25 protein-coding genes and 3 pseudogenes are annotated in these 23,225 nt (G+C 51.1%); 3 read left to right on the forward strand and 25 right to left on the reverse strand.

All coding sequences use genetic code 11. The annotated features are described in order from the left end of the window. Positions 1–524: 524 nt before the first annotated feature. The 24 genes and pseudogenes from LH51_RS06855 to LH51_RS06945 all read right to left on the reverse strand — a co-directional run bounded on the left by LH51_RS06855 (position 525) and on the right by LH51_RS06945 (position 19,493). Positions 525–1,508: a succinylglutamate desuccinylase/aspartoacylase family protein gene (locus LH51_RS06855; protein ID WP_235263582.1), complete on the reverse strand. Its 984-nt coding sequence runs from the start codon at positions 1,506–1,508 to the stop codon at positions 525–527. A 2-nt stretch (positions 1,509–1,510) separates the two neighbouring features. Further along, positions 1,511–2,415, reverse strand: a pseudogene (rimK, locus tag LH51_RS06860) (30S ribosomal protein S6--L-glutamate ligase). Between the two features lie 174 nt (positions 2,416–2,589). Beyond that, positions 2,590–2,934 (reverse strand): hypothetical protein, encoded by a 345-nt coding sequence (locus tag LH51_RS24135; protein WP_327124488.1) that lies wholly within the window; start codon positions 2,932–2,934, stop codon positions 2,590–2,592. An 11-nt stretch (positions 2,935–2,945) separates the two neighbouring features. Further along, a complete protein-coding gene (locus tag LH51_RS24140; protein ID WP_327124489.1) occupies positions 2,946–3,917 on the reverse strand; it encodes a DNA polymerase domain-containing protein in 972 nt (323 codons plus the stop codon). Beyond that, entirely contained in the window at positions 3,914–4,951 is a 1,038-nt protein-coding gene (locus LH51_RS24145) for a 3'-5' exonuclease (protein WP_327124491.1), read from the reverse strand. The genes LH51_RS24140 and LH51_RS24145 overlap by 4 nt, the downstream gene beginning before the upstream one ends. After that, the gene (locus LH51_RS22360) at positions 4,944–5,390 is read right to left on the reverse strand and encodes a hypothetical protein (RefSeq protein WP_235263583.1); all 447 of its coding nucleotides are present in this window, start codon (positions 5,388–5,390) and stop codon (positions 4,944–4,946) included. The genes LH51_RS24145 and LH51_RS22360 overlap by 8 nt, the downstream gene beginning before the upstream one ends. Further along, complete coding sequence (locus LH51_RS22365) at positions 5,354–5,938, reverse strand: diphosphomevalonate/mevalonate 3,5-bisphosphate decarboxylase family protein (RefSeq protein WP_235263584.1); 585 nt, start codon at positions 5,936–5,938, stop codon at positions 5,354–5,356. The genes LH51_RS22360 and LH51_RS22365 overlap by 37 nt, the downstream gene beginning before the upstream one ends. A 7-nt stretch (positions 5,939–5,945) precedes the next feature. Next, positions 5,946–7,247: a diguanylate cyclase domain-containing protein gene (locus LH51_RS06875; protein ID WP_052063534.1), complete on the reverse strand. Its 1,302-nt coding sequence runs from the start codon at positions 7,245–7,247 to the stop codon at positions 5,946–5,948. 27 nt (positions 7,248–7,274) lie between these two features. Then, entirely contained in the window at positions 7,275–7,721 is a 447-nt protein-coding gene (locus LH51_RS06880; protein ID WP_036518886.1) for a response regulator, read from the reverse strand. Next, the gene (locus LH51_RS21280; protein WP_036520958.1) at positions 7,718–8,662 is read right to left on the reverse strand and encodes a sensor histidine kinase; all 945 of its coding nucleotides are present in this window, start codon (positions 8,660–8,662) and stop codon (positions 7,718–7,720) included. The genes LH51_RS06880 and LH51_RS21280 overlap by 4 nt, the downstream gene beginning before the upstream one ends. Then, positions 8,650–9,045: a PAS domain S-box protein gene (locus LH51_RS06890; protein ID WP_036518882.1), complete on the reverse strand. Its 396-nt coding sequence runs from the start codon at positions 9,043–9,045 to the stop codon at positions 8,650–8,652. Before LH51_RS06890 ends, LH51_RS21280 begins: the two co-directional genes overlap by 13 nt. Beyond that, the gene (locus tag LH51_RS06895; protein ID WP_052063322.1) at positions 9,033–10,232 is read right to left on the reverse strand and encodes a sensor histidine kinase; all 1,200 of its coding nucleotides are present in this window, start codon (positions 10,230–10,232) and stop codon (positions 9,033–9,035) included. The genes LH51_RS06890 and LH51_RS06895 overlap by 13 nt, the downstream gene beginning before the upstream one ends. A 136-nt stretch (positions 10,233–10,368) precedes the next feature. Then, positions 10,369–10,581, reverse strand: coding sequence for a hypothetical protein (locus LH51_RS20455; protein WP_144244201.1), 213 nt, complete (start codon positions 10,579–10,581; stop codon positions 10,369–10,371). After that, positions 10,581–10,751 (reverse strand): hypothetical protein, encoded by a 171-nt coding sequence (locus LH51_RS20770; protein WP_160173691.1) that lies wholly within the window; start codon positions 10,749–10,751, stop codon positions 10,581–10,583. Before LH51_RS20770 ends, LH51_RS20455 begins: the two co-directional genes overlap by 1 nt. A gap of 29 nt (positions 10,752–10,780) precedes the next feature. Further along, positions 10,781–11,317 carry a mevalonate kinase family protein gene (locus LH51_RS20460; protein WP_144244202.1) on the reverse strand — a complete coding sequence of 179 codons (537 nt, stop codon included), beginning with the start codon at positions 11,315–11,317 and terminating at the stop codon, positions 10,781–10,783. Then, positions 11,295–12,287, reverse strand: coding sequence for a mevalonate kinase family protein (locus LH51_RS06905; protein WP_036519051.1), 993 nt, complete (start codon positions 12,285–12,287; stop codon positions 11,295–11,297). Before LH51_RS06905 ends, LH51_RS20460 begins: the two co-directional genes overlap by 23 nt. Then, positions 12,287–13,453 (reverse strand): hydroxymethylglutaryl-CoA synthase, encoded by a 1,167-nt coding sequence (locus LH51_RS06910; RefSeq protein ID WP_052063321.1) that lies wholly within the window; start codon positions 13,451–13,453, stop codon positions 12,287–12,289. The genes LH51_RS06905 and LH51_RS06910 overlap by 1 nt, the downstream gene beginning before the upstream one ends. A gap of 15 nt (positions 13,454–13,468) precedes the next feature. Beyond that, a complete protein-coding gene (fni, locus tag LH51_RS06915; RefSeq protein WP_036518877.1) occupies positions 13,469–14,500 on the reverse strand; it encodes a type 2 isopentenyl-diphosphate Delta-isomerase in 1,032 nt (343 codons plus the stop codon). Beyond that, the gene (locus LH51_RS06920; RefSeq protein WP_036518876.1) at positions 14,497–15,534 is read right to left on the reverse strand and encodes a hydroxymethylglutaryl-CoA reductase; all 1,038 of its coding nucleotides are present in this window, start codon (positions 15,532–15,534) and stop codon (positions 14,497–14,499) included. Before LH51_RS06920 ends, fni begins: the two co-directional genes overlap by 4 nt. 47 nt (positions 15,535–15,581) lie before the next feature. Further along, complete coding sequence (locus tag LH51_RS06925) at positions 15,582–16,523, reverse strand: hypothetical protein (RefSeq protein WP_036518875.1); 942 nt, start codon at positions 16,521–16,523, stop codon at positions 15,582–15,584. Between the two features lie 11 nt (positions 16,524–16,534). Further along, positions 16,535–16,885: a hypothetical protein gene (locus LH51_RS06930; protein WP_036518873.1), complete on the reverse strand. Its 351-nt coding sequence runs from the start codon at positions 16,883–16,885 to the stop codon at positions 16,535–16,537. Further along, positions 16,878–17,153 (reverse strand): response regulator, encoded by a 276-nt coding sequence (locus LH51_RS06935; protein WP_036518868.1) that lies wholly within the window; start codon positions 17,151–17,153, stop codon positions 16,878–16,880. The genes LH51_RS06930 and LH51_RS06935 overlap by 8 nt, the downstream gene beginning before the upstream one ends. A gap of 204 nt (positions 17,154–17,357) precedes the next feature. After that, positions 17,358–18,574 (reverse strand): annotated as a pseudogene (locus LH51_RS06940) (argininosuccinate synthase). A 127-nt stretch (positions 18,575–18,701) separates the two neighbouring features. Continuing rightward, the gene (locus LH51_RS06945) at positions 18,702–19,493 is read right to left on the reverse strand and encodes a flagellar protein MotY (protein WP_036520961.1); all 792 of its coding nucleotides are present in this window, start codon (positions 19,491–19,493) and stop codon (positions 18,702–18,704) included. Between the two features lie 230 nt (positions 19,494–19,723). On the opposite strand from LH51_RS06945, the gene rnt reads away from it, so the two are divergent. Continuing rightward, positions 19,724–20,341, forward strand: coding sequence for a ribonuclease T (gene rnt / locus LH51_RS06950; protein ID WP_036520963.1), 618 nt, complete (start codon positions 19,724–19,726; stop codon positions 20,339–20,341). A gap of 77 nt (positions 20,342–20,418) precedes the next feature. Here the strand turns inward: rnt and grxD are convergent. After that, positions 20,419–20,761 (reverse strand): annotated as a pseudogene (grxD, locus tag LH51_RS06955) (Grx4 family monothiol glutaredoxin). Between the two features lie 282 nt (positions 20,762–21,043). On the opposite strand from grxD, the gene LH51_RS06960 reads away from it, so the two are divergent. Continuing rightward, positions 21,044–22,231, forward strand: a complete 1,188-nt coding sequence (locus LH51_RS06960) for an aspartate aminotransferase family protein (RefSeq protein WP_036520965.1) — start codon at positions 21,044–21,046, stop codon at positions 22,229–22,231. 61 nt (positions 22,232–22,292) lie between these two features. Next, positions 22,293–23,207, forward strand: a complete 915-nt coding sequence (gene argF, locus LH51_RS06965) for an ornithine carbamoyltransferase (protein ID WP_036520988.1) — start codon at positions 22,293–22,295, stop codon at positions 23,205–23,207. Positions 23,208–23,225: the final 18 nt, after the last annotated feature.

Consider the following 23,225-nt stretch of genomic DNA (forward strand, 5'->3'; position numbering starts at 1 on the left):
ATGAGACCGGATACACGTAGGCAGTCGTACCTTGGCTTCGATCAAACAAAGTGCTTGCAAAAGAGGAGGAGTCCATACACGCTTTTCGTCATCCTGACCGCTCCACTGCCGCCGTCCGGGCGGCAGAGGGTCACCCCAAAGCGATACCACCACCCTGCTCAAATCCCTGTGCCAAATTCAATCGCATACGGATTGCTGCACGACAGTAAAGGTCATCGTTTATACCGACTCCAGAAGGCTTGGGGGTTTTAGACTTTACGCTGGCACCCAAGTTTGAGAGGCTGATGGGATTGGAGCTGGCTGACCCTGTGCGCCAGGGATGGCGCGCTGGAGCCCCCAGGGATGGGTTTATGGCGTGTCAGACAGATCCGATCCCATTAGCCCTAGCCCTCTACCTAGCCCTATAAAGCCCTAAGCCCTACTAAAAAAGCCCTGCTAGCCCTAACCCCGAATCCTTTAAAGCTGATCCGCAAATGGATGATCTTCCGCAACCAGCGCTTCCTGATAGCTTTCCACCCGATCCGCTACCAGATCAGTACGATGAAACTGAGCGATGTGAATAAGGGCATCGCTTCATTCACCAGTGGCAGTTTCAACAGCCCTATCACGATGCCGCTTAAGGGTGACCAGATCTCTTCTTCCGACTCGCCAAAAGGATCAGCGACGATACCCAGTAGCGTCTGATCCTTAGTGACCCTTTCACCCTCTTTGACATTGGCACGAAAGATACCGCTTTGCGGTGCCCGCACCCAGCTACTCGAGCGGGCCACTAAGGGCTCTTTAAAGCCAGCTTTGCGCGACTTGGGTAGCATCTCTAATGCACGCATCACACTCAGAATGCCATTCACACCACCACGGATGGAGACCTCATCAAAACGTAGTGCTTCACCGGCTTCGTACACCAGCATCGGCGTTTTTTTCTCGTAGGCGGTCTGGCGTAGTGAACCCTCACGTAAGGGAGCATTGAGAATCACCGGGGTGGCGAAGGCTTTGGCCAGTGCCAGGGTTTCAGGGTCGTCCAGGTTGGCGCGAATCTGTGGCAGGTTGGAGCGGTTGATAGCGCCTGTGTGCAGGTCGATGCCATGGGTGGCCTTGCTTACCACTTCATTCATAAACAGGCGTGCGGTGCGTGCCGCCAGGGAACCTTTGGCCGAACCGGGAAAGCTGCGGTTCAGATCGCGTCGATCGGGCAGATAACGGCTCTGGTTGATAAAGCCATACAGGTTGACGACCGGCACGGCCATCAGTGTGCCTTTCATGCGCCGCAGGGCTGGAAGACGTAGCAGACGGCGGATAATTTCTACACCGTTGATCTCATCACCATGCAGGGCGGCACAGATAAACAGCACGGGACCTGTCTGGCGGCCGCAGATCACCTGTACCGGCATAATCGCCTCGGTATGGGTGTAGAGTTTACCCACTTCCAGATCGACCGTGCGTCGCTCACCCGGTTGCAGCGTTTCACCACCAACAGTGATCGGCTGATTGGGTTTGAAGCCTGCGCCCATGCTTACCCCTGCCCTTTGGTCTGGGTGCGGTTAGGTTTTGCATTTTTTTCAATAAAATCAATTATCTGATCAGCAATATCCTTACCGGATGCCGCTTCAATGCCTTCCAGTCCCGGCGAGGAATTCACTTCCATCACCACAGAGCATGATTGGAGCGTAACAGGTCAACACCACAGACATTCAGCCCCATAACTTTGGCGGCACGAAGCGCCGTTGTGCGTTCTTCTGGTGTTATACGACAAAGTACCGCCGAGCCGCCGCGGTGCAGGTTGGAACGGAACTCACCCTCTTTGGCCTGACGCTTCATTGCCGCGACCACTTTGCCACCGACAACAAAGGCACGGATATCAGCGCCTTTGGCTTCCTTGATAAACTCCTGCACCAGAATATGCTGTTTCAGTCCCATAAACGCCTGGATAACGCTCTCAGCGGCTTGATTGGTTTCTGCCAAGACCACGCCAACGCCCTGAGTGCCTTCGAGCAGCTTGATCACCGCCGGTGCGCCACCGACAATACCGAGCAGGTCTTCTATATCATCAGGAGAGTGGGCAAAGCTGGTCACTGGCAAGCCTATACCCCGGCGTGACAACAGCTGCAAACTGCGCAGCTTGTCGCGTGAACGGGAAATAGCCACCGATTCATTCAACGGATAGACATTCATCATTTCAAACTGACGCAGTACGGCGGTACCGTAGAAGGTAATCGATGCACCGATACGCGGAATGACTGCATCAAAGTTTTCCAGCACTTCACCACGGTAGTGAATCTGCGGGTTGTGTGAGGCGATGTTCATATAGCAACGCAAGGCATCGATCACCCGTACTTCATGTCCACGATTTTTAGCCGCTTCGACCAGACGACGAGTAGAGTAAAGTTTGGGGTTTCGCGAAAGAATAGCAATTTTCATACTGGGGCTCCGCCGTCGGCGATCTGATAGGCTTTAAGGATTCAAGCAACTGGGTTTAAGTTTATCAGTGATCACTGATGCGTATATTACAGACTAGATGATAGTGAACGATCCTGAACAGGTTTGGCAATTGTAGCGTGTAATCGCCCTGTGAGAATAGTGTTTTTATCAGCCTTAGAATAAGGGTAGCTGCGGCCGGGTCAGATCATCAAATTGTAAACCGACAAAGGGTAGAATGCTGTCGGCAACAGGGCGCAACTGTTTATCAATGTAGTGTTGATAGTCGATGGCGGAGGTCTGTATTTCAGCGGCTTCCGGGCCATTCACGCTCATTACATAAGTGATGGTATCACCCTGTTGCAGGGGTGCGGGCAAGCCCTGATCACGGTACCACTGACACAATTGCCGCGCCGCCCGCACATGCGGTGGTACATTGCGCTGATAACTGTCCAGCGGGCGACGCAAGCGCCGATGATAAACCAGTTCAGCATCACGTTCACCCGCGAGCAATTCCGCCACACGGGATTGAATCAGCGCTTCGCAGGTTGATCGGCAAAAATCTGCGCAAACAGGGTCTGCTGGAAATCTTTAGCCAGACGCGTCCAGTCACTACGTACCTGCTCCAGGCCCTTAAATACCAGTGTACTACTGCCATCTGGCGCCTGCCTGAGTCCGGCATAGCGCTTTTTACTGCCCAGTTCCGAATCACGCATACGCGGCATCAGAAAGCGCAGATAACAGGCTTCATACTGCAACTCCAATGCCGAAGTCAGTCCATAGGTCTTCTGTATCCTCTCCTGCCACCAGTGATTTAATGCCCCGGCTAATTTGGGCCCCTGAGCATCAGCTTGCTGGACCGACAAGTCGTTGCCCAGCCAGACAAATACTGAATCTGTATCACCATAAATCACCTTGAAACCAAACTCGGCTTCGATCTGGACAGCGGTTTCGGTGAGTATCTCATGGCCACGCATAGTGATAGAGGCAGACAAACGCTGGTCATAAAAACGGCATACATCGGAACCCAGCACACCATAACAGGCATTCATTTGGATTTTGATCGCTTGTGACAGCGCCGCATTACCGTCTTGCTTGGCCTGGTCACGGGCCTGCCAGAGGTGCTCAATAATACCTGGCAGTATCGCTTGATCACGACTGAATAGCGCGCCTAAAAATCCCGGTACGGTGTGATTCTCTCCAGCATCTTGCTGCCTTAGCCCAAGGGTAAGTCCTAGCGGGTCAATCTGGAAGGTACGAATAATGCTGGGGTACAGGCTTTTGAAATCCAACACCAGTACATTGCGATACAAGCCAGGCACAGATTCCATCACATGACCACCGGGTACATGGTCGCCGGTTTGCCCTGAGGCATATTCGGGGGCAACAAAACCGGCGCGATGCAGTGTGGGCAGATAGAGATTATCAAACGCCTGTGAAGAACCCCCTACCTTGTCCAGCGCCAAGCCGGTCAGGCGGGTACGTTCTGTCAGGTAATCAATCAACCCGGCTTTGGCAAAGATTTCGCTGACCAGACGGCAATCTTCAAGATTGTAGTGTGCCAGGCTGATTGATCTTCAGCAAACAGGCGCTGAATTTCCTGGCCACGGTCATTGACTGAATCGATCGCTTTACCGCGACCCAGTAGCGCCTGGGCGACAAACTCCAGATTGTAGCGCTCGAACTGCCAGGTTGCGCCTTTCAGGGTATCGATACCATCCAGCACCACCCGACCCGCCAGGCGCGCATAGTGGCGGTTTTGGCCATAACTGCCTACGCGCAGCACCTGACGGTCACGCCCCAGTTGCATGCGTACCCCTAACGCTTCAGCCCGACGTTGCAAAACCCGCAGATCAAAGCCGATAACATTCCAGCCAATCAGAATATCCGCATCGAACTCCTGAACTGCAGCGACAAATTGCTGCAACAGGCGCTTTTCATCTGCACAGTAGGTAATAAGGGGATGCGACTTTTTCGGCCCCATTTCTGGCGCCAATTCCGACCCCACCATCATCACGCGCTCGTACCCCTCCGACTGCAAGGCAATGGACAGAATACGATCGGCTTTCATGGTGGTTTCAATATCCAGCGACAATACCCGGAAGACTGGCTTAATATCGATGGGAGTCAGACGGCTTTTGGCTCCTGCTTCGGTCCAGGCGGCTCCGGCAAAAATAAAGCGCTCCATTAAATACCTGTCGGCCGGACGGATATCTTCTTCCATCATGGCGATACCCGAAGCTTTCAGACGCTCAATCACTGTGTGCCAACTGGCCAGTGTACGGCAGTAGAGTGCGGCCACCGGTTGTTCCAGGAGGTTTTTCAGTGCCAGACTTTGCCAGCGCCAGCCATTCAAACCCTGTAGCTGTTGCGCTATCGCGGCCTGATCCTGCTGACGCACAAATAATACCGCTTCCTGACCCGGCAGGCTGACGAGTTTTGCACCCTGCGCAGACACCAGCCAGTAACTTAACTCAATACCTTCAGATGTATCGCGCTGATGGCGGGTTAATGGAAAACCCTGTAGGACATCAGACATCACCAAATGGCTGGATCACTTCCATATCCGGGAACTGGCGCATCACCTCAGCCAGTGTGCCCGACTCAAACAGCAACTTCAGATTCGGTCCGGCATCCATGGTGAAATAAATAGGCAGGCCATCCTGACGCAGTTTCCAGATTTTATGCATCATTTTCAGTGAATCCGGCTGCCAGTACACCAGCGGTGGCCAGGATGCCAGCATGGTGGCATGCATCGACAGGGCATTGTGTTCAGCTGTACGGCCCAGACTTTCAAAATTCTGCTCGGCGATAGCCTGCTTCAGTAACTGCAGATCAGCTGCCGCCTGTAACGGCCAGCTCTGATAAAGATGCGCTGTTTCCACAGTACGCTGCATACCACTGCGTGAATCTGTGGCTTTAACAGAAGCATCGACCTTGATCAGACCGATACACAAACCCGGCCAATCACTTTGCATGGCAATAGCATGGCTGTCGCGGCCATCATCCGCTGCCCCATTTGCCACTCAACAAAACCAGAGTATATAGACCGGCAGGCACTGCCACTGCCAAGACGCGCCACAACTGATAACTGTTCTTTACTGAGCTGCAGGCCAAAACTATCATTAACCGCCTGAGCGAGGGCGGCAAAGCCCGAAGCCGATGAGGCCAGTCCGGCGGCTGTTGGAATGGAATTACGGGTGGTGACACGGAAATGATTTTGTTCCGCGTCACGAAACAGATCCAAAAAAGCACTGATACGCTGGCAAAAAGGCGCTGAAGGCACAAGTTTTTCGCCATTGAGCCAGATTTCATCAGCTGAATAGTCAATCGGTACCAAACGGGTATGTGTGCCCAGATGGCCCAGCGACACAGACAAGGATGCATTAACCGGCAGATTTAACTGCTGATCACGCTTTCCCCAGTATTTACACAAGGCGATATTACTGGGTGCAAAATGTTCGTCTGACGCTGTGGTTATTACGCCAGGCGCTAACCAGCCAGCCAGGGTGGCACGTTTATCCATGTAGTCCTCAGATATTGTTGGTGAAGCAGTAGCGATTTTTACCCTGCTCCTTGGCAAGGTACATGGCGGCATCTGCTGCAATAATATAGTCTTCCGGCTTTTTCAGTGGCTGTCCGCGAATAAAGCACGCACCAATACTCACCGTGACTTCCAGGGCAATACCACACCAGTCTATTGGTTCACGCGCTGTGGCCACCAAACGTTGCAGTACCTGCTCCGTGGACTGCTGATCCACTTGCCCCTGCAGCAGTAATAAAAACTCATCACCACCCAAGCGCGCTAAGGTATCATCTTCGCGCAAGCAAGCCTTCATTTTCTCAGACAGCGCTTCTAATAAAAAGTCACCCGCCGCATGTCCGTGGGTATCATTAACAGCTTTAAAGCCATCCAGATCCAGAAAAGCCAGCGTCAAGGGGCTTTGGGTGCGCCTTACAGACACCAGTGCCTGCTGAAAGCGGTCCATAAACAGGGTGCGATTGGGCAGATTGGTCAGAGCATCATGGTAAGCCAGATAGTTAACCTTGTCCTGTGCCGCTTTTTTCTGGGTAATATCGGAGAACAACGCCACATACTGCACGACCTGCCCCAATGCATCATGCACAGCACTGATATTCATAGTTTCAACCACCAGACTGCCATCTTTGCGGCGGTTCCATATTTCACCTTCCCAACTCCCCTTTGAAGCCAAAGTAGCAAACATCTGATCAAAAAAATCGGCACTATGGTGACCCGAGTTAAGAATCGCAGGTGTACACCCGATCACATCATCAGCACTATAGCCAGTGATCTCACTAAAGGCGGCATTCACCTGGAGAATCTGTTGCTCGGCATCAGTGATCATGATCGCTTCACGTGCATGCCGGAATACAGCCATGGCCAGACGCTCGGATGCATCGCGTTCATGCCGGAGGATTGCATAGCGGATCGCTTTACGAATCCAACGCCCTTCTGAGCCCTTACTCAGATAATCTTCCGCACCGGCTTCAATTGCCGCTTCTGTAGCCGCCTGATCATCCAAACCGGTCAATACCACTACTGGCACATCCGGAAACAGCTGATAGCATCGCCGAACAGTGGCGACACCGGTCGAGTCCGGCAGGTTAAGATCAAGCAGGATCGCATTCGGCACCAACTTGTGCTGCTTGACCTGCGTCTCGGCATCTTTCAGTGATACGGCCAACACGATTTGATAGGCTTGGGCGCCCTGCTCTTCAAGCTGCAGTCTGATAAGCTGTGCATCTCCCGGCTCATCTTCTATCACCAGTATTAATGGCACTGGACTTTCAGCGTCTACCACTGCTTGTTTCATACAAACTCGTACCTAATCAGGAAAATCTCAACCTTGCTTTTGCGGATGGCGCACCAGTGCAACCCAGTAGTCTTCAAGCGTTTGCACCTGACGAATAAAATCATCAATATCGACCGGTTTGACAACATAGCCTGCGGCGCCCAGGTTATAGGACGTGAGGATATCACTCTCAGAATCTGAAGTGGTCAAAACCACCACAGGAATATGACGCAGAGCGCCATCCTGCTTTATTTTTTCCAAAAACTGCCGACCACTCATGCGCGGCATATTCAGATCCAGGAGAATCAGATCTGGCTGCACTTCATCGGCATAGCCGGACTCACGCCGCAAAAAACTGAATGCTTCAACACCATCCTTCACATGGCTCAGGTTAACCAGTACTTTGTTTTCTTCAAAGGCGAGACGAATCAGGTGTGCATCGGCAGGCTCATCTTCAATCAGCAGTACACGGAACAGCGAGTCAGAGTCTATCATAGAGTTGGATCCGGTATTGAAAACTCAATCATCAAGCCAGTCTCCATGCCATCATAGACATGCACCCAGCCACCTTTTTTTTCCACCATTTTACGTAACACTGTCAGACCCATGCCGGTACTTGTACCAGAACCTAAGTCTGGATCATTAACGATACGGGAAAACATTTCAAATATCTGTTCGCGGTATTCTGGCTCAATACCGCGACCATTGTCGATAAACTGAATCAGTGTATAGCCAGCCTGCTTCAGGGATTTCACCTCAATCTGTAACGGTTTATCTGCACAGGCATTATTCAGACTGTTATCCAGTAATATTCTGAAAATTTGTTGCATATAGCTTTTCGGAAAATATACTTTGGCGACAGCAAAGTTCAGCTCGACACTGACGTTGATCAGGCGATCACTGAATTCTGCTTCACGCATCTGTTGCTCAATAATTGCCGATAGCTCGATGAGTCGAGATGGCGGATCGACCTGATCCAGTGCCAGATAGCGCTGAATATCGCGCACTAAATAACTTAAACGCAACGCCTGCTGATGGATAAAATCGACTGAGACTCGCACATCCTGATCTGTCTCGACCAAGCCTTTTTGATACAAACGCTGGGCAAAACTCACCAGACGACGTGCCGGTTCCTGGAAATGATGCGCCATGATTTCATTCAGACGCAGCAACTCCCGGTTATATTTTTCTTGCTGACGTAGCAGATAGGTACGTTCTTTCTGCGAACGAAACAGCCTGAGAGACAACCAGATCAACAAGAGAATAGCCAACATCTGCAAAATGACTGCCGTAAATAATAGGCGCTGACGGCTGGCTTTTTCTAGCTCCAGCGCTTGCAGCTGCAGATCAACCATCTCTTCCAAACGCTCCTGATAGTGCCAGATTGCCTGATCAGCATGGCGTCCCGGAGTGATATCATTGATTACCGACAGCAAGCGTACCTGCCATCAAACTGATAGGGATGACTACGCACTTCTACAGTGCGTATATCGCCATCGGCCAGTACATGACGAAACACAAAGTAGTTACGCCCTTGTCTGGCCGCCATCTGCATCTCTTCAGCCACCTGTGCCGGGGTCAGTGTATTCAATGAATGAATGGAGAGCGTCTGCAATGTATCACGGCTGTAGCCATAAAAAGCTTCTGCGGCCGGGTTGACATCGTTTATCTCACCGGTCGACGGATCAATCAATAACATGACTGAATCATGGCGCTGGAAGAACTCATACAGGCTGGCATCAGGATGGTCATCTGCCTGAGAGCTCAAGGCAAACAACACTATTACCCAGCCCAGTATGCTCTGCTTTAGTCTACGCATGACGTATCCGCTAGCCGCTCATCTGCGGCTGTTTCGGGCAAACTGAAGTAAAACGTAGCACCCTGACCTTCACCGTCCGAGGTCACCCAGATACGTCCGCCATGACGCTGTACTATTTTTTTACACAGTGCTAAGCCAACGCCCTGACCTGGATAAACGTTACGATGCTGTAAACGCTGAAACACTTTAAACAGCCGCTCAAACTGCGCTGGATCTATGCCTATACCCTGATCAGTCAGAGCGCATTGCCAGCCTGATATTGTACGTGTAAAGGTTATGCAAATCTGTGGTGCTTGCCTGGGTTTGGCATATTTGATCGCGTTGGCTAGCAGGTTTTGAAACAGTCGCGTCAGCTCATCCGCATTGGCAGTGATCACGGGCCAGGCACTTTCAGGTATATCTATCTGTGCGCCACTGGCAAGAATTTCTGAGTGTAAAAAGCGGCAGGCTTCATCAAAGCAGTGCTTAAGATCCACGGTCTGCATGGATTGGTTAATCCGTCCCACACGCGAGTATTCCAGCAAAGACACCATCATTTCATCCAAACGCTCAGCACCATCAACAGCAAAGTCTAACATCTGCCGGTTATCATCGCTGAGATCATCCCCTAAGCGTCGTTCCAGTAGTTGCAGATAGCTTTTGATCATCCGTAAGGGTTGACGCAGATCATGGGAGGTCACATAAGCAAACTGCTCCAGTTCTGCATTGGAGGCATGCAAGGCTTTATGCTGTTCACGCAAAGACAGTTCGGTTTGCTTCAGTTGAGTCACATCATTGTGAGTACCCAACATACGTATTGGAGTAGCATCCGCATCCCGAATCATCACCCCGCGACAGCGTATCCAGACAGTAGAGCCATTTTTGTGGCGATAACGCAAAATCTGATCGAACGTTTCATCCGGGTTTTCCAGATGCCGTTGTATGGCCTGCTGCGCAATCGCCAGATCATCTTTATCTACCAGTGCCTGCCAGGCGTCTGAGCTATGCGGCATTTCAGCCGGATCGTATCCCAGTATTTGCCAGAAACGCTCACTCATCCATTCATGCTCGGGCTGCTGTATGTCCCAGTACCAGAGTCCATCAAGCGAGGTTTGCTGGATAAAATCAAACAACTCATCACTTTGGCGCAGTTTCTCGTAGAGTTCCTTCTTGAGATAGTGTGTTTTAAAATTATTATCACTGGGCATTACATATAATCCGTAGATCTAATGCTCTAAATTAAACATATTTAGTATCAAGAAGCGAGCAGAACCGGATGATGGACTGATCTGGATCATCTGACCAGTCACCTTTGGACTAAGAGGGAGACAGAACTGCTAAAGGCTAATCTTGCTGTAACAATACAGCGCCTTGATCGGCTGGTGAAATGGAAAACTGAATGAACACCGGTAAGCTTTTCGGTGTGCTTGTGCCTAACGTCAGCACACAGTCACCCAGTCCTGAACCGGATATTTTGGCTCCCAGCACGGCTGGATCCTGACGCAGCTCGGCGAGCATTTTTGCCAGCGTGGCATCATTAACACCCAATGCATCCATCAGCCCTGATAGACATGCATAAGCCGCCCCAATGTTGTCAGATCGGCGGCTTTCAGTGCCTGTGCCGCTGCCAGACTGGTTTCACCCATTATGCGGTAGAGCTGCTGAAGCAATTGAGGTTCCTGCTGCCAGCGAGCTTCGACATAGCGCAGCACTTCAGGAGTTTTCATTTTGTAACCAGAGTAAAACAGCGACAGGATTAACCCATCAGGCACTGCAGGGGTTCGATCAACAAGGGTGATGGAGAGAAGCACACTATACCGCCAGTCAGACTGGCTGCAAGATCGGCACCAGAGCCTCGCCCTTCCTGCACCGAATGAATAATCCGCAAACCACTGTGAAAGCGCTCCAAAGGTGTGGATTCAATAGCCGCGAAATGCTCCAGCGCTACAACCATGGCAGCCGTAACCGCCGCCGACGAACCCAGTCCGACCGTGGAGGAAAAACCTGACTCAATGATCAGATCAAAACCCGATGGTAGCTGCTTACGGTAGGCTAACACGGCAGCCAGTACAAAGCTGAGTGCTGGTTGCGGTGTGAGCTTATCAAGGTCAGCCTGATACTGACATAAGCTGCTGTCTATGTGCACCTGTCGATCAGAGCGAGGCTGTAATGTCACTTCAATACGTGCATCAACGGCACACACCAGCGCCACCTCACCCTGTAAAACAGCATGTTCACCCATAAGCATGGTGCTGCCTGGGGCTGAGACCTTAAAGCCGGAAACTAATGGCACCCTTTTCCTCCTGCTCCAATACCCCCCAGCGCATCGACTCTGGTAAATTTAATGCCGCCGGGTCACAGTCTGGCAACCAGGCCAGCAGCAGGCCAGCCGGCTCTCCCCGAATACTGCCAGCGCCGGAAATCTTCGCTGCACCACCCAGCCCTTCAATCTGTTGAATCAAGCCTTGTATCCTGCGAGGCACAACACCCAGTTGGCATAATAAGCGATGATTTTCACGTACCAGCAGCGCACGCTGATGATCTATCGCCTGATGCCATTGCTGCGCTATAGCGGTAAAGGCCTGCCAGATATCTGAGCCAGTGAATGCATGTCGTACTTTGTCGACACACTCACCGGTTGTCGACAGGGGAGTTCCGGTAAAGATCCAATACCAACCGCTACCAAGCGCGGCTGATGCCAAGGGTTTGTAGCCCCCACCCTGCACCTGGATACATCCACCGAAGCTGACAGTAGCAGCATCTATATAACTGCCTTTGCCATGCTGCAAACGTTCACAGAAGTGTACCTGGTGCATAAGTTCTTCAGCAGGCAGCACAGTAGGGGAAAATAAACGCAGAAGTACGGCAATAAACGCCGCGGAAGAGCCCATACCTGCACCGATGGGCAAGTCAGAACGCCAGGTCAGATCACCACCAGGCAAGACGCTACCCTGCAAAGCCTGAACAACGCTATACACCAGTAAATCAGCGGGTGATGGCAGGATAGTATTAACCGGTATATGTCCCTGCTGCCAGGACTCATAGCGCAGTGCCAATAGCTCAGAACGTTGCTGGAGTTGTGTATGGTTATAACTGATCAGCCGACCACTGAAAGGATCTTTCCAACGCAGCACACCGCTATCGTCTTCAAGCAGCAGCGCATGGATATGGCGATTAACCGCCATGGCGATGGCCGGCACACCATGCACCACGGCATGCTCTCCTGTAAGGATGACTTTACCGGGTGCAGTAGCGGCACGCATCAGCAGGGAATATATTCACGCTTATGTTGCGTGATAGCAGCCAAGCGAAACTGCCCCTTGGTGGAGTGAGGCATTTCCACACTTTCACCCTGCTGTGGATCAGCGTAATGATACAACGACAGGTATTCGTCATAATCAACTTCCTGACGCTGCGCCAGCATAGCCTGATGTCGCTCAGTATGCAGACACTCCCGATAGCCCGGCTGAATCTGACCGACAAAAAACTCCGCCACACAGCCAGAACCATAGCTGAAAAAAGCGATATTTTTGCCACTGAGATCGTCCTGAAGATTATCCAGCAGCGAACACAGACCAATGTAGATAGAGGCTGTGTAACTGTTACCTATGGCCTGATTGTAACGCAGGGTATCGGCTATCTGCAGTTCGATCTGCTCGGCTGTTAACGCACAACGATTCAGCTTGGCCAAATGCTGATGCGCTTTTTGCGCCATACGACTGAAAGGCAAATGGTAGCAAAAATAGCTTAAGTCATTGAACTGCAAGGGACTGACGGCGGTAAAATTCTCCCAGGTTTTTTTCAGTGCCCGTAGATAAATTTTAGTGGAGTACTTGCCATCAACCAGTGCCGTATTGCGGTAGTTGGGGCGCCAGAAGTCCATCACGTCGTCGGTATAGTTACCCACATCCGCCGACACACTGAGAATACGTGGATTGTGTGTAATCAGCATAGCGACCGCACCACAGCCTTGAGTGGCTTCACCCGGTGTATTCAGATCATAACGGGCAATATCGGAAGCGATGACTAACACTTTGCTTTGCGGACGACGTGCAACCAACGCACAGGCCATTTGCAGGGCCGCCGTGGCACTGTAACAAGCCTGTTTAAGCTCAACAACACGGCAGTTAGCCTGCATACCGAGTAAACGGTGCACATAAACACCCGCCGATTTTGACTGATCTATACCGGTTTCAGTGGCAAATAGCAGAGTGTCCACCGCATCTGGTCCAATACGGTCAATAATAGGCAACGCGGCATTGGCCGCCATGGTGACAATATCTTCATCCGGTGCGGCCATGCCCATCTTTTCCTGACCGATACCGGCATAGTACTTCTCAGGATCAGTCTGCTGTTTTTCAGCCAACGCCCTCAAATCCAGAAAATAGCTGGACGTATAAAAACTGATTTCGTCTATACCTACTGACATAGTCGGCTTCGTTCCTTAACGCTCTTCGACAATAAGCGCTTTGTTCCTGAACAGTGCAGCAGTATTCGGAATACCGAGCAGAAACATCGCTGTAACATATTCACGACGCAATTTTTGAATAGCTGCGACGACGGCATCAGCCGATTCCATCGCAGGCTGCAACAGGGGCGCTGCCACCCCACAAAGCGAGGCGCCGAGTATAACAGATTTCACCATATCAATCCCATCTCTGATACCACCACTGGCAATCAGTGTTGCGCTGTCCAGAAAGGGTTCAGCCTGACGCAATGCAAGTGGCGTCGGCAGCCCCCAGTCCTGAAATTTGAGACCAATATCGGCATCCGGATCGAGTCGACGATGATGCTCTATGCGACTCCAGGAAGTGCCGCCGGAACCAGCCAGATCAAAAAAACGGATTTTTTGTTCCAGACCCGCCTGAATATCGGCACAGGACAGGCCCGCACCGACCTCTTTAAGAATGATGGGAACCTGTAAGCGCGACTGTAACAGGCCAATTGACTCAGTCAAACCGCTGAAGTTGGTATCCCCTTCAGGTTGAACGGCCTCTTGCAAGGGATTCAGGTGCAGAAACAGGGCATCCGCTTCCAGCACATTAATGGCTTGCTGTATCTGCGTGTGGGTCATGCCATAATTGAGCTGTACAGCACCAATATTGGCAATAAGCACAGTCGTCGGCGCGAAACGACGCAGCGCAAAACTCTCACGCGCTTCAGGCGAGCTAAACATAACCCGCTGTGAACCCACCCCCATCGCAACCTGGCAACGTTCAGCCGCCTCTGCCAAATTCTGGTTTATACAACGCACCAGTTCATGATCACCACCCGTCATCGAGGAGATCAATAATGGAAAGCTCAGGCTTTTTCCCAAAAAATGACAACTGCTATCAATTTGGTTAAGGGCTAGTTCGGGCAAGGCTCTGTGTGTCAAACGGATACGATCAAACCAATTACCCTGCCGATCAGTCAGTGCGTCTTGCTCAATGGCACGGATATGTTCAATTTTACGTGCGTTGGTCTGATCACTCATGGACGTTCCAGCCGGATATGCGCTTCCATCAACTCACCTGGATTGGTCTGCGCACTCAGCAGCGACAATTCGCCACAAAGCACAGTAGCTGCACAAATAGCCGCTAAACGACGTGCGTTTTCACCCGCCACACGGTCTTCACGACAACCCAGCTTGCGCAGATTTTCTTCCACAAAATCGATTCCTTTACCGTTACCAACACTACCCACGATCAGATTAGGCAAGGTGCAGGAAAAATACAGTGCATCCCCTCGCACCTCGGCATGCACTACGCCCTGAGACCCTTCAATGATATTGGCCGCATCCTGTCCGGTCGCCAGATAAAAGCCCAGAAGCATGTTGGCATAATGGGCATTGGCGCTGCGTATTCCGCCTGCTATCAAGGTTCCTATGAGGTTTTTGCGCACATTCAGCTCCACGACCTTTTCCGGTGTGGTATTCAGCTTACGCTCACACAGTTCTCTTGAGATCAGTATTTCACTAACGACATACTTGCCCCGACCCAGAATGCCATTAACGGCTGTGGCTTTTTTATCAGAGCAATAGTTGGCAGAAATAGATGCGTAACGCAGCATTGGATAATGTTGCAGGATCCAGGGAATTAGACGGTCAGCGGCATTGGTCACCATGTTGTGGCCTGAGGCATCGCCGGTGGTGAATTCAAGGCGCAGATAGATGAGATTACCGACTATCTGACTATGCATATCAATCAACTGAGCAAAACGACTGGTGGTGGTAACCACCTGATTCATCTCCGGCTTACGCTGCAACAGAGACTGTAACGCCTGGTGCGCAACCATGGCATTATCGGCTTCCAGAAGAATAGAGCGGGTCATACGCTCATCTATGACCGTAGTGAGTATGCCGTCGGTCAGCACGGACACGCGCGCGCCGCGACCCACCGAATGCCACAGAGGGGTTTCATAGGTTGCCAGCGGCACACTGATTTTTTCATCCAGAGTCTGGCCGGTGATTTTCAGGGGGCCTACCCAACGCATGGGAATGGGGGCCTGTAGAATTTTATGAGACTTCATAGATTCCCGAACCAAAGAAACGCGGAATTTTAGCCACCTGACTCAGGTTATGCAATCTCTGCATCTCTGATCAGGTCACTGAAACGTTCACTCAGCCGCTGATAGCGCTGCTGTTGTTTGTTACTTAATGCACCATATTGCAACTCCATCACAATTTCGGTGCAGCGTTTAAGCACTGCTAATTGACGCATATCCTTGCGTAACGTTTCAATACCTGTTTGCAATAGATTCAGGCCCACACCAGGATTTCCGGGATCGGAGCACCAGGCAGATTCAAACGCATCAAAGGCTTCTGGCAGGGCTTTTTGACGAAACGATAGCATGCCTTTGAGGTTGTTTTTTCCCCAGTCAACTGACGACATCAAGCGTGAAACCTCCTGTTTCAGCTCTGCCGCCTGAGCGGCAAAGCGGGTAGATTCAAGACCATCAGCCAGCAGATCTGCGACACTCAACTGTGCCGCTATAGGAATCTTACGAAATTGCGCCAGTGCATCACCCGCTGCAAAATCGGCATTTTGATGCTCCCCATTCTGCCGATAGATATCGGCTGCAATCAAACGTGCACGAAAGCGTATTTGCGGGTCATCCATGCAGTCGTGCACTACTGACTCCAGCACACGGATAGCCTCGCCTATAAATTCAGCCGTTCGACCCGGTTTATCCGCAATCTGCTGCTGTATTACCCGGACCAAACCAAAGTAATACTCTGGATTTTGCATAGCGGTATGGCGGGCATGCAGCACTGCTTGACGAAAACCATCAATAGCCACATTTAATTCTTCGGAAAAGCCCGCCCGATTACCTAACTCACCCTGCAGCAAGGATACTGAGGGTTGCAGCATCACCGACTTACGTAACAGGGTCACACATTGGCTACGCTCACCTTTGAGCCAATGGATACGGGCCAAAACCACAAAGGCTTCCTGACACACCTGTTGAGCATCTATAACCTGGGTCATTTCAACTCGGGCACGCTGGTAATCGGCCATATCATATGCCGTTAACCCAAGCGCAACACGAACCCAGGCTTATCATGCGCCTGACGTATACGCTCAAACACGGCCAAGGCCTTCTGATACTGCTGCTGCTCCAGGTAGATCAACCCTTTAATGCGAAAAATCAGCACACCTAATGCTGGAAACTGCTTGTGTAACTTCTCGCATTCAGCCAAGGCCTGTTCCCATTCACGTCGATCACGCAAGGCTTCGACCTGTGCAATACAGCGCTTGATGCGTAACTGCTTTTCCAGTTGCGCTCTCAGCTTGAGTTGATCGTAGGGTTTTGCCAGATAACCATCGGCAGAGAGTTCAGGAGAGCCCATAAGCAGGCTGACTTTTTGTGGGTCAACCACCAGTAGAAAACAGGTAGAATAACTGGGGCGCCCGGCAGCCTGAGCCCTTGAAGCACCTGCAAGCCGTTTTTTTCATCACGACCCAGGTCATATACCAGCATACACAGGTCGACTTGTATTTCGCTAAGCAGCTAACGGCCATATTAACCGAAGACGCCACCTCAATTCGGCGAAAGCCCATAGCAGTCAAAATCTGTCTTAGCTGCTCCAGCTCTTCCAGATTTTTTTCAACGATAAGTACTGTCTGATCAGAGAAAAGTGCTGCCATGGCCCAGACTTCTAAATAACTATCTGAAAAGTAGCATGAAAATCGGCTTGATTACCACTAATTAGCCTTTTCAACAAAGCAGCTTGGTAAAAACACACTGGTAGAAACGTGTTTGCAAGCAAGATGGCAACTGACTGGAGTAAGAAGACGCCAGGCAGAATGTACATCTGTACAACCTGCCTGGCAGCTGATGCTGATAACAGATCAGAACTTTCTGCCTTTACTGGCCGCAATGCGCATACGCAAAGCATTCAGCTTAATAAAGCCTTCAGCATCTTTCTGATCATAGGAACCAGCATCATCTTCAAAGGTAGCAATGCTTTCATCAAACAGACTGTCAGGCGAGCGACGCCCCACGACACTGACGCTGCCTTTATACAATTTCACCCGCACATCACCGTTTACGTGACGCTGAGAGTAATCGATCATTTCCTGCAGCATCTTGCGCTCTTCCGACCACCAGAAACCGTTATAAATAACCTTGGCATAGCGCGGCATCAACTCATCTTTCAGATGTGCTGCTTCACGATCCAGCGTCAGGGATTCGATGGCACGGTGCGCCTTAAGCATGATGGTGCCACCCGGTGTTTCATAACAACCCCGTGACTTCATACCAACAAAACGGTTTTCGACAATATCCAGACGACCGATACCGTTATCACCACCAATTTTATTCAGAGTTTCAAGCACAGTAGCTGGACTCATGGGCTGACCATCGATCGCAACGATATCACCCTTTTCATAAGTCAACTCAAGGTAAGTCGGCTGATCCGGTGCAGCTTCAGGCTGACACTCCAACGCCACATATCATCTTCAGCTTCTGCCCAAGGATCTTCAAGAATGCCACCTTCATAGGAGATGTGCAGCAAGTTGGCGTCCATGGAGTAAGGGGATTTCTTTTTCTTGCTGCTGAAGTCGACCGGAATATTGCGCTCTTCACAGTACTTCATCAGGGTTTCACGGGAGGTTAGATCCCATTCACGCCAGGGCGCAATAACCCTAACGCCTGGTTTGAGCGCATAGGCACCCAGCTCGAAACGCACCTGATCATTACCCTTGCCAGTGGCACCATGGGAGATCGCATCAGCACCGGTTTCATTGGCAATCTCTATCAGTCGCTTGGCAATCAAGGGACGCGCGATAGAGGTACCCAGCAGGTATTCGCCTTCATAAATTGTATTGGCTCGGAACATCGGGAAGACGAAGTCACGCACAAACTCTTCACGCAAATCTTCGATATAAATCTCTTTCACACCCAGCGCCTGGGCTTTGCTGCGCGCAGGCTCAACTTCTTCACCCTGACCCAGGTCAGCAGTAAACGTAACAACTTCGCACTGATAGGTATCTTGCAACCAGCGCACTATCACAGAGGTATCCAGACCACCGGAGTAAGCCAGAACAACCTTCTTGACGTCGGACATATTGATGCTCCCGATTTAACCAACTCCGGCTGTCTTGACCGGAGTCTGGCGACTAATAGATAAAACCCGATAATAACAGATTGCCGCAGGGCTTGCCTGCCAATCAGGACAGATGCGCTTTAAACGCTCAGTCTTTTTCGAGACGAATGGTCACGCGGCGGTTACGGGTACGGTTTTCAGGGGTGTCGTTGGCGACCACCGGATAACGGTCCCCGTGAAAGCGGGTAATAATAGCATCTTCACTGACGCCACGGGAGACAAGATAGCGGGTCACTTCTTCTGCACGACGCTTGGACAAATCGCGCAATAACAGGCGTCGACCATCATTGTCGGTATGTCCGTCAACAAAGATCTGCTGCACTGTATCATCAGTCAGTACATACTGAGCGATCAGATCCAGGCGTTCGCGGGTTGCATCAGACAACTGGTGTTCCGCGGTTGGAAAGAGTACCGCCGTTCTGGCAATCTGTCGGTAATTAACCGGCAGGAGCCCAGTCAAGCATCCCAGATAATCCTGATAAGCTGAATTAAAGTTCACCGACATAATACCCACAGACACAGACTCGGACGCACCGTACCAGCGATCAGCACTAAACGTCGGTACCAGTCCTTCATGCAAGGCAGCTAACATCTGCGTCGCTTGATTACCACGCACATTAATCTGCCCCTGGCGAACATCCATATCACCGATATGCCTTGGCACAGCACCTGGCAACCAGGGGGCGGCCTCAGCAACTAACCGGGCTCGCCCGGAGAGTTGCTGTGTCTGCGCTGGCAACAGATAAAACTCCAAACCCTCACCGGCTTCCTGTTCAAACACAGCCTCTCCGAAAGCAGGAATAGACTGAGACAAACGACAAGCAAAGGGCGATGCCTCTATATCCCAGCGCACCCCATCGACTGGTGCACTGAAAGTCACAGCCTGGAGGGCTGAACAGCAAAAAAAGCAACAGAAAAAATAGCGCTCGGCCAGGCATACAACTCTCAACTTTATAAAAGACAGTTACAGAAACTCTCTGTATTATCGGCAGAAGGTGCCAGGTCTTTACCCTGCATTTCACTCCGCATCCCGCGACTGCTAGAATAGCATAGAATTAACATGACACAGATTAAGGATATGGCTTGACCCACTCAGCTGACAAGACTCTTATGGCCGATCGTTTCAGAGGCTACCTCCCTGTCGTCATCGATGTTGAAACGGCTGGATTTAATTGCCGCACTGATGCACTTCTTGAAATTGCCGCCGTGACCCTGAGCATGGATGAAAACGGCTATCTGATGCCTGAGCGCACTTACAGCGCCAACGTCATTCCATTTGAAGGGGCTAACCTGGAACAATCAGCACTGGCATTTACTGGCATAGATCCCTGGAATCCTGAACGCCAGGCCATCAGTGAAGCCCAGGCTCTGGAAAATATTTTCAAACCCATCCGCAAGGCCATCAAGGCGGCCGGGTGCAAACGTGCCATTCTGGTAGGCCACAATGCCACTTTCGATCACAATTTTGTCAATTGTGCAGCCGAGCGCCAAAGTATTAAGCGCAACCCTTTTCACCCTTTTTCTACCTTCGATACAGCAACTCTTGCCGGATTGGCGTGTGGACAGACCGTGCTGGCCAAGGCTTGTGAAGTAGCCGGAATAGACTTTGACAACCGCAGTGCGCACTCAGCTATTTATGATACTGAGAAAACTGCCGAACTCTTTTGTATGATTGTGAATCGCTGGAAAGATATGGGGGGGTGGGATCTGGTTCTGCAGACCCGCTGATACACGCAACGCTGCCTGCGCTATGCAGCGCATAAGCTGTAGCCGTAGCCGGACTAAAATCCGGCTACGCGAACGGATCACGCCTGTGGCTGCTGCTCTTCAGCACCAGCCGAAGCGGCCTTAACCAGGGTTTCCAGCTCACCGGTAGCGCCCATTTCACAGATAATGTCACAGCCACCTACCAGCTCACCATTGATCCACAACTGCGGAAAAGTTGGCCAGTTAGCATAGTTTGGCAGTCTCAGCACGAATATCCGGATGCTCCAGGATATTGACAAAAGCAAAACGCTCACCGCAGGCCATCAGCGCTTCAGTGGCACGGGATGAAAAGCCACATTGCGGAAAACGTGGTGTACCTTTCATGTAAAGCAGAATTGCATTGGATTCAATCTGCTCTTTAATCACATCGACAACACTCATTGAAGCACCTATTTCTGTATAACTAACATTCAGTATCAGGCTGGCAGAACATACGTAAGCCACGCCTGCCTACCCCGGCATTATATCCGACAAAAAAAGTCAGGTAAAATGTACAACGCTTAATAACAAATATACGGCCTCAGGATGATATTTCAATCTGTTTTATGCAGATAATACCCGTCCAGCCATAAAGTGAATTGCCAAAACCCCAGGATAGGCCTAGAATAACTCTTTTTTTGGCAGCTCTGGCTGCCTTTTTGCGTTGTAGGGAGAAGAAGCTGAATGGCCATGCAACCACTGATGAATACCTATAATCGTCTGTCCGTTGCCTTTGACTATGGTCAGGGCGTGTGGATCTATGACACAGATGGACACAAATACCTGGATGCACTCAGCGGCATTGCCGTTACCGGGCTTGGACACGCGCACCCCGCTGTCACCAAGGCTATCTGTGAGCAGGCTGGCAAGTTAATTCATTGCTCTAACCTTTACACCATTCCACTGCAGCAGCAGTTGGCTGAAAAGCTCACACAGGTATCCGGGATGGATAATGTGTTTTTCGGCAACTCGGGTGCAGAGGCCAATGAAGCGGCGATCAAGATTGCCCGTCGCTACGGCCATAGTCGCCAGATCGACAAACCCGCTATCATTGTAATGGAAAACGCCTTTCATGGCCGTACCCTGGCAACGCTAAGCGCTACCGGCAACCGCGCCACTCAGGCGGGTTTTGAGCCACTGGTCAGCGGCTTTATCCGTGCCCCTTTCAACAATCTGGAAGCGGTCAGGCAGATCCTGCGCAGCAATAACGATGTTGTTGCCATCATGGTAGAGCCTATCCAGGGTGAAGGCGGCATTCAGATTCCAGACAATAGTTATCTGGAAAATCTCAGAGCCATTTGCGATGAGCACGAACTGCTGTTGATCCTGGATGAAGTACAGACAGGCAATGGTCGTACCGGTCGCTACTTTGCCTACCAGCACACCAATATCATGCCTGATGTCGTCACCACGGCCAAAGGGCTGGGGAATGGCTTCCCTATTGGAGCCTGTCTGGCTCGCGGCAAGGCCGCTGAAATTTTTGGGCCAGGTACACACGGTACAACCTATGGCGGCAACCCGCTGGCCTGTGCCACAGCTCTCGCTGTTATCGATATCATAGAACAGGACAAGCTGTGCCAGCACGCCGCATCACTGGGCCAGTACATTCTCGATAGCTTCCATATTCAATTAGCTGACAAACCTTATGTCAAAGAAATTCGTGGCAAAGGCTTGATGATTGGTATCGAACTCAAAGATGCAGGCACAGAGCTGGCCGTACTCGCAAAAGTCAAAGGTGTGTTGCTGAACATTACTGGTGGTGGCCGGGTCGTTCGACTGCTGCCACCTCTGATCATGAATCAGAGTGAAGCTGATTTACTGGTCAATACAGTTTCCAGCCTGATCCGCATCTATGCTGGCGAAGACAACTAATTATTTTGATCCAATAAAAACTGACTCAGGGATTGGCAGCCCGGCTGCCGTGAATGACATTATGAGCACCAGACATTTTCTGACACTGCTGGATCTTACACCAGCTGAATTAAAGCAGCTGATCAATCGCGCCATAGAACTGAAACAGTTGCGCAACAACGGCACGCTCTACCAGCCGCTGAAAAACCGTGTGATGGCGATGATTTTTGAGAAATCTTCGACCCGCACACGGGTATCCTTTGAGGCGGGCATGGCGCAGTTTGGTGGTCATGCGATGTTTTTGTCATCACGGGATACCCAGCTCGGACGCGGCGAACCCGTGGCAGACAGTGCCAGAGTGATTTCTTCCATGGTCGATATTGTCATGATCCGTACTTTCAGTCACGACCTGATCACCGAGTTTGCTGCCAACTCTTCCGTACCCGTTATCAATGCGCTGACCGATGATTATCATCCCTGTCAGTTGCTGGCCGATATGCAGACCTTCCAGGAGCTGCGTGGTGATATACAAGGCAAAACCGTCGCCTGGATAGGCGATGGCAATAACATGTGTCACTCCTACATCAATGCCGCCCGCCAGTTTGATTTTAAGCTAAATATCGCCTGCCCCGAAGGTTTTGAGCCCAATGCCGAACTGGTTAGCCGCAACAGTGACCGGGTGAGCGTAATGGAAGCGCCTGAAGCGGCTGTCGAAGGTACACAACTGGTAGTTACCGATGTCTGGGCCTCCATGGGCCAGGAAGATGAGCAGCGCCAGCGCATGCGCGAGTTCCGTGGCTATCAGGTGAATCCTGAGTTAATGGATTTGGCCGCAGCCGATGCTCTGTTCATGCACTGTCTGCCAGCGCATCGGGGTGAAGAAGTCAGTGAAGCGATGATGGATGATCCACGCTGCGTAGCCTTCCACGAAGCGGAAAACCGCCTGCATGCACAGAAAGCGCTGATCGAATTTTTGCTGCAGGATTTAATCAGTTAATACCAGCGCAGAGGCTGT

Source organism: Nitrincola sp. A-D6 (assembly GCF_000764495.1).
Lineage (GTDB): Bacteria > Pseudomonadota > Gammaproteobacteria > Pseudomonadales > Balneatricaceae > Nitrincola.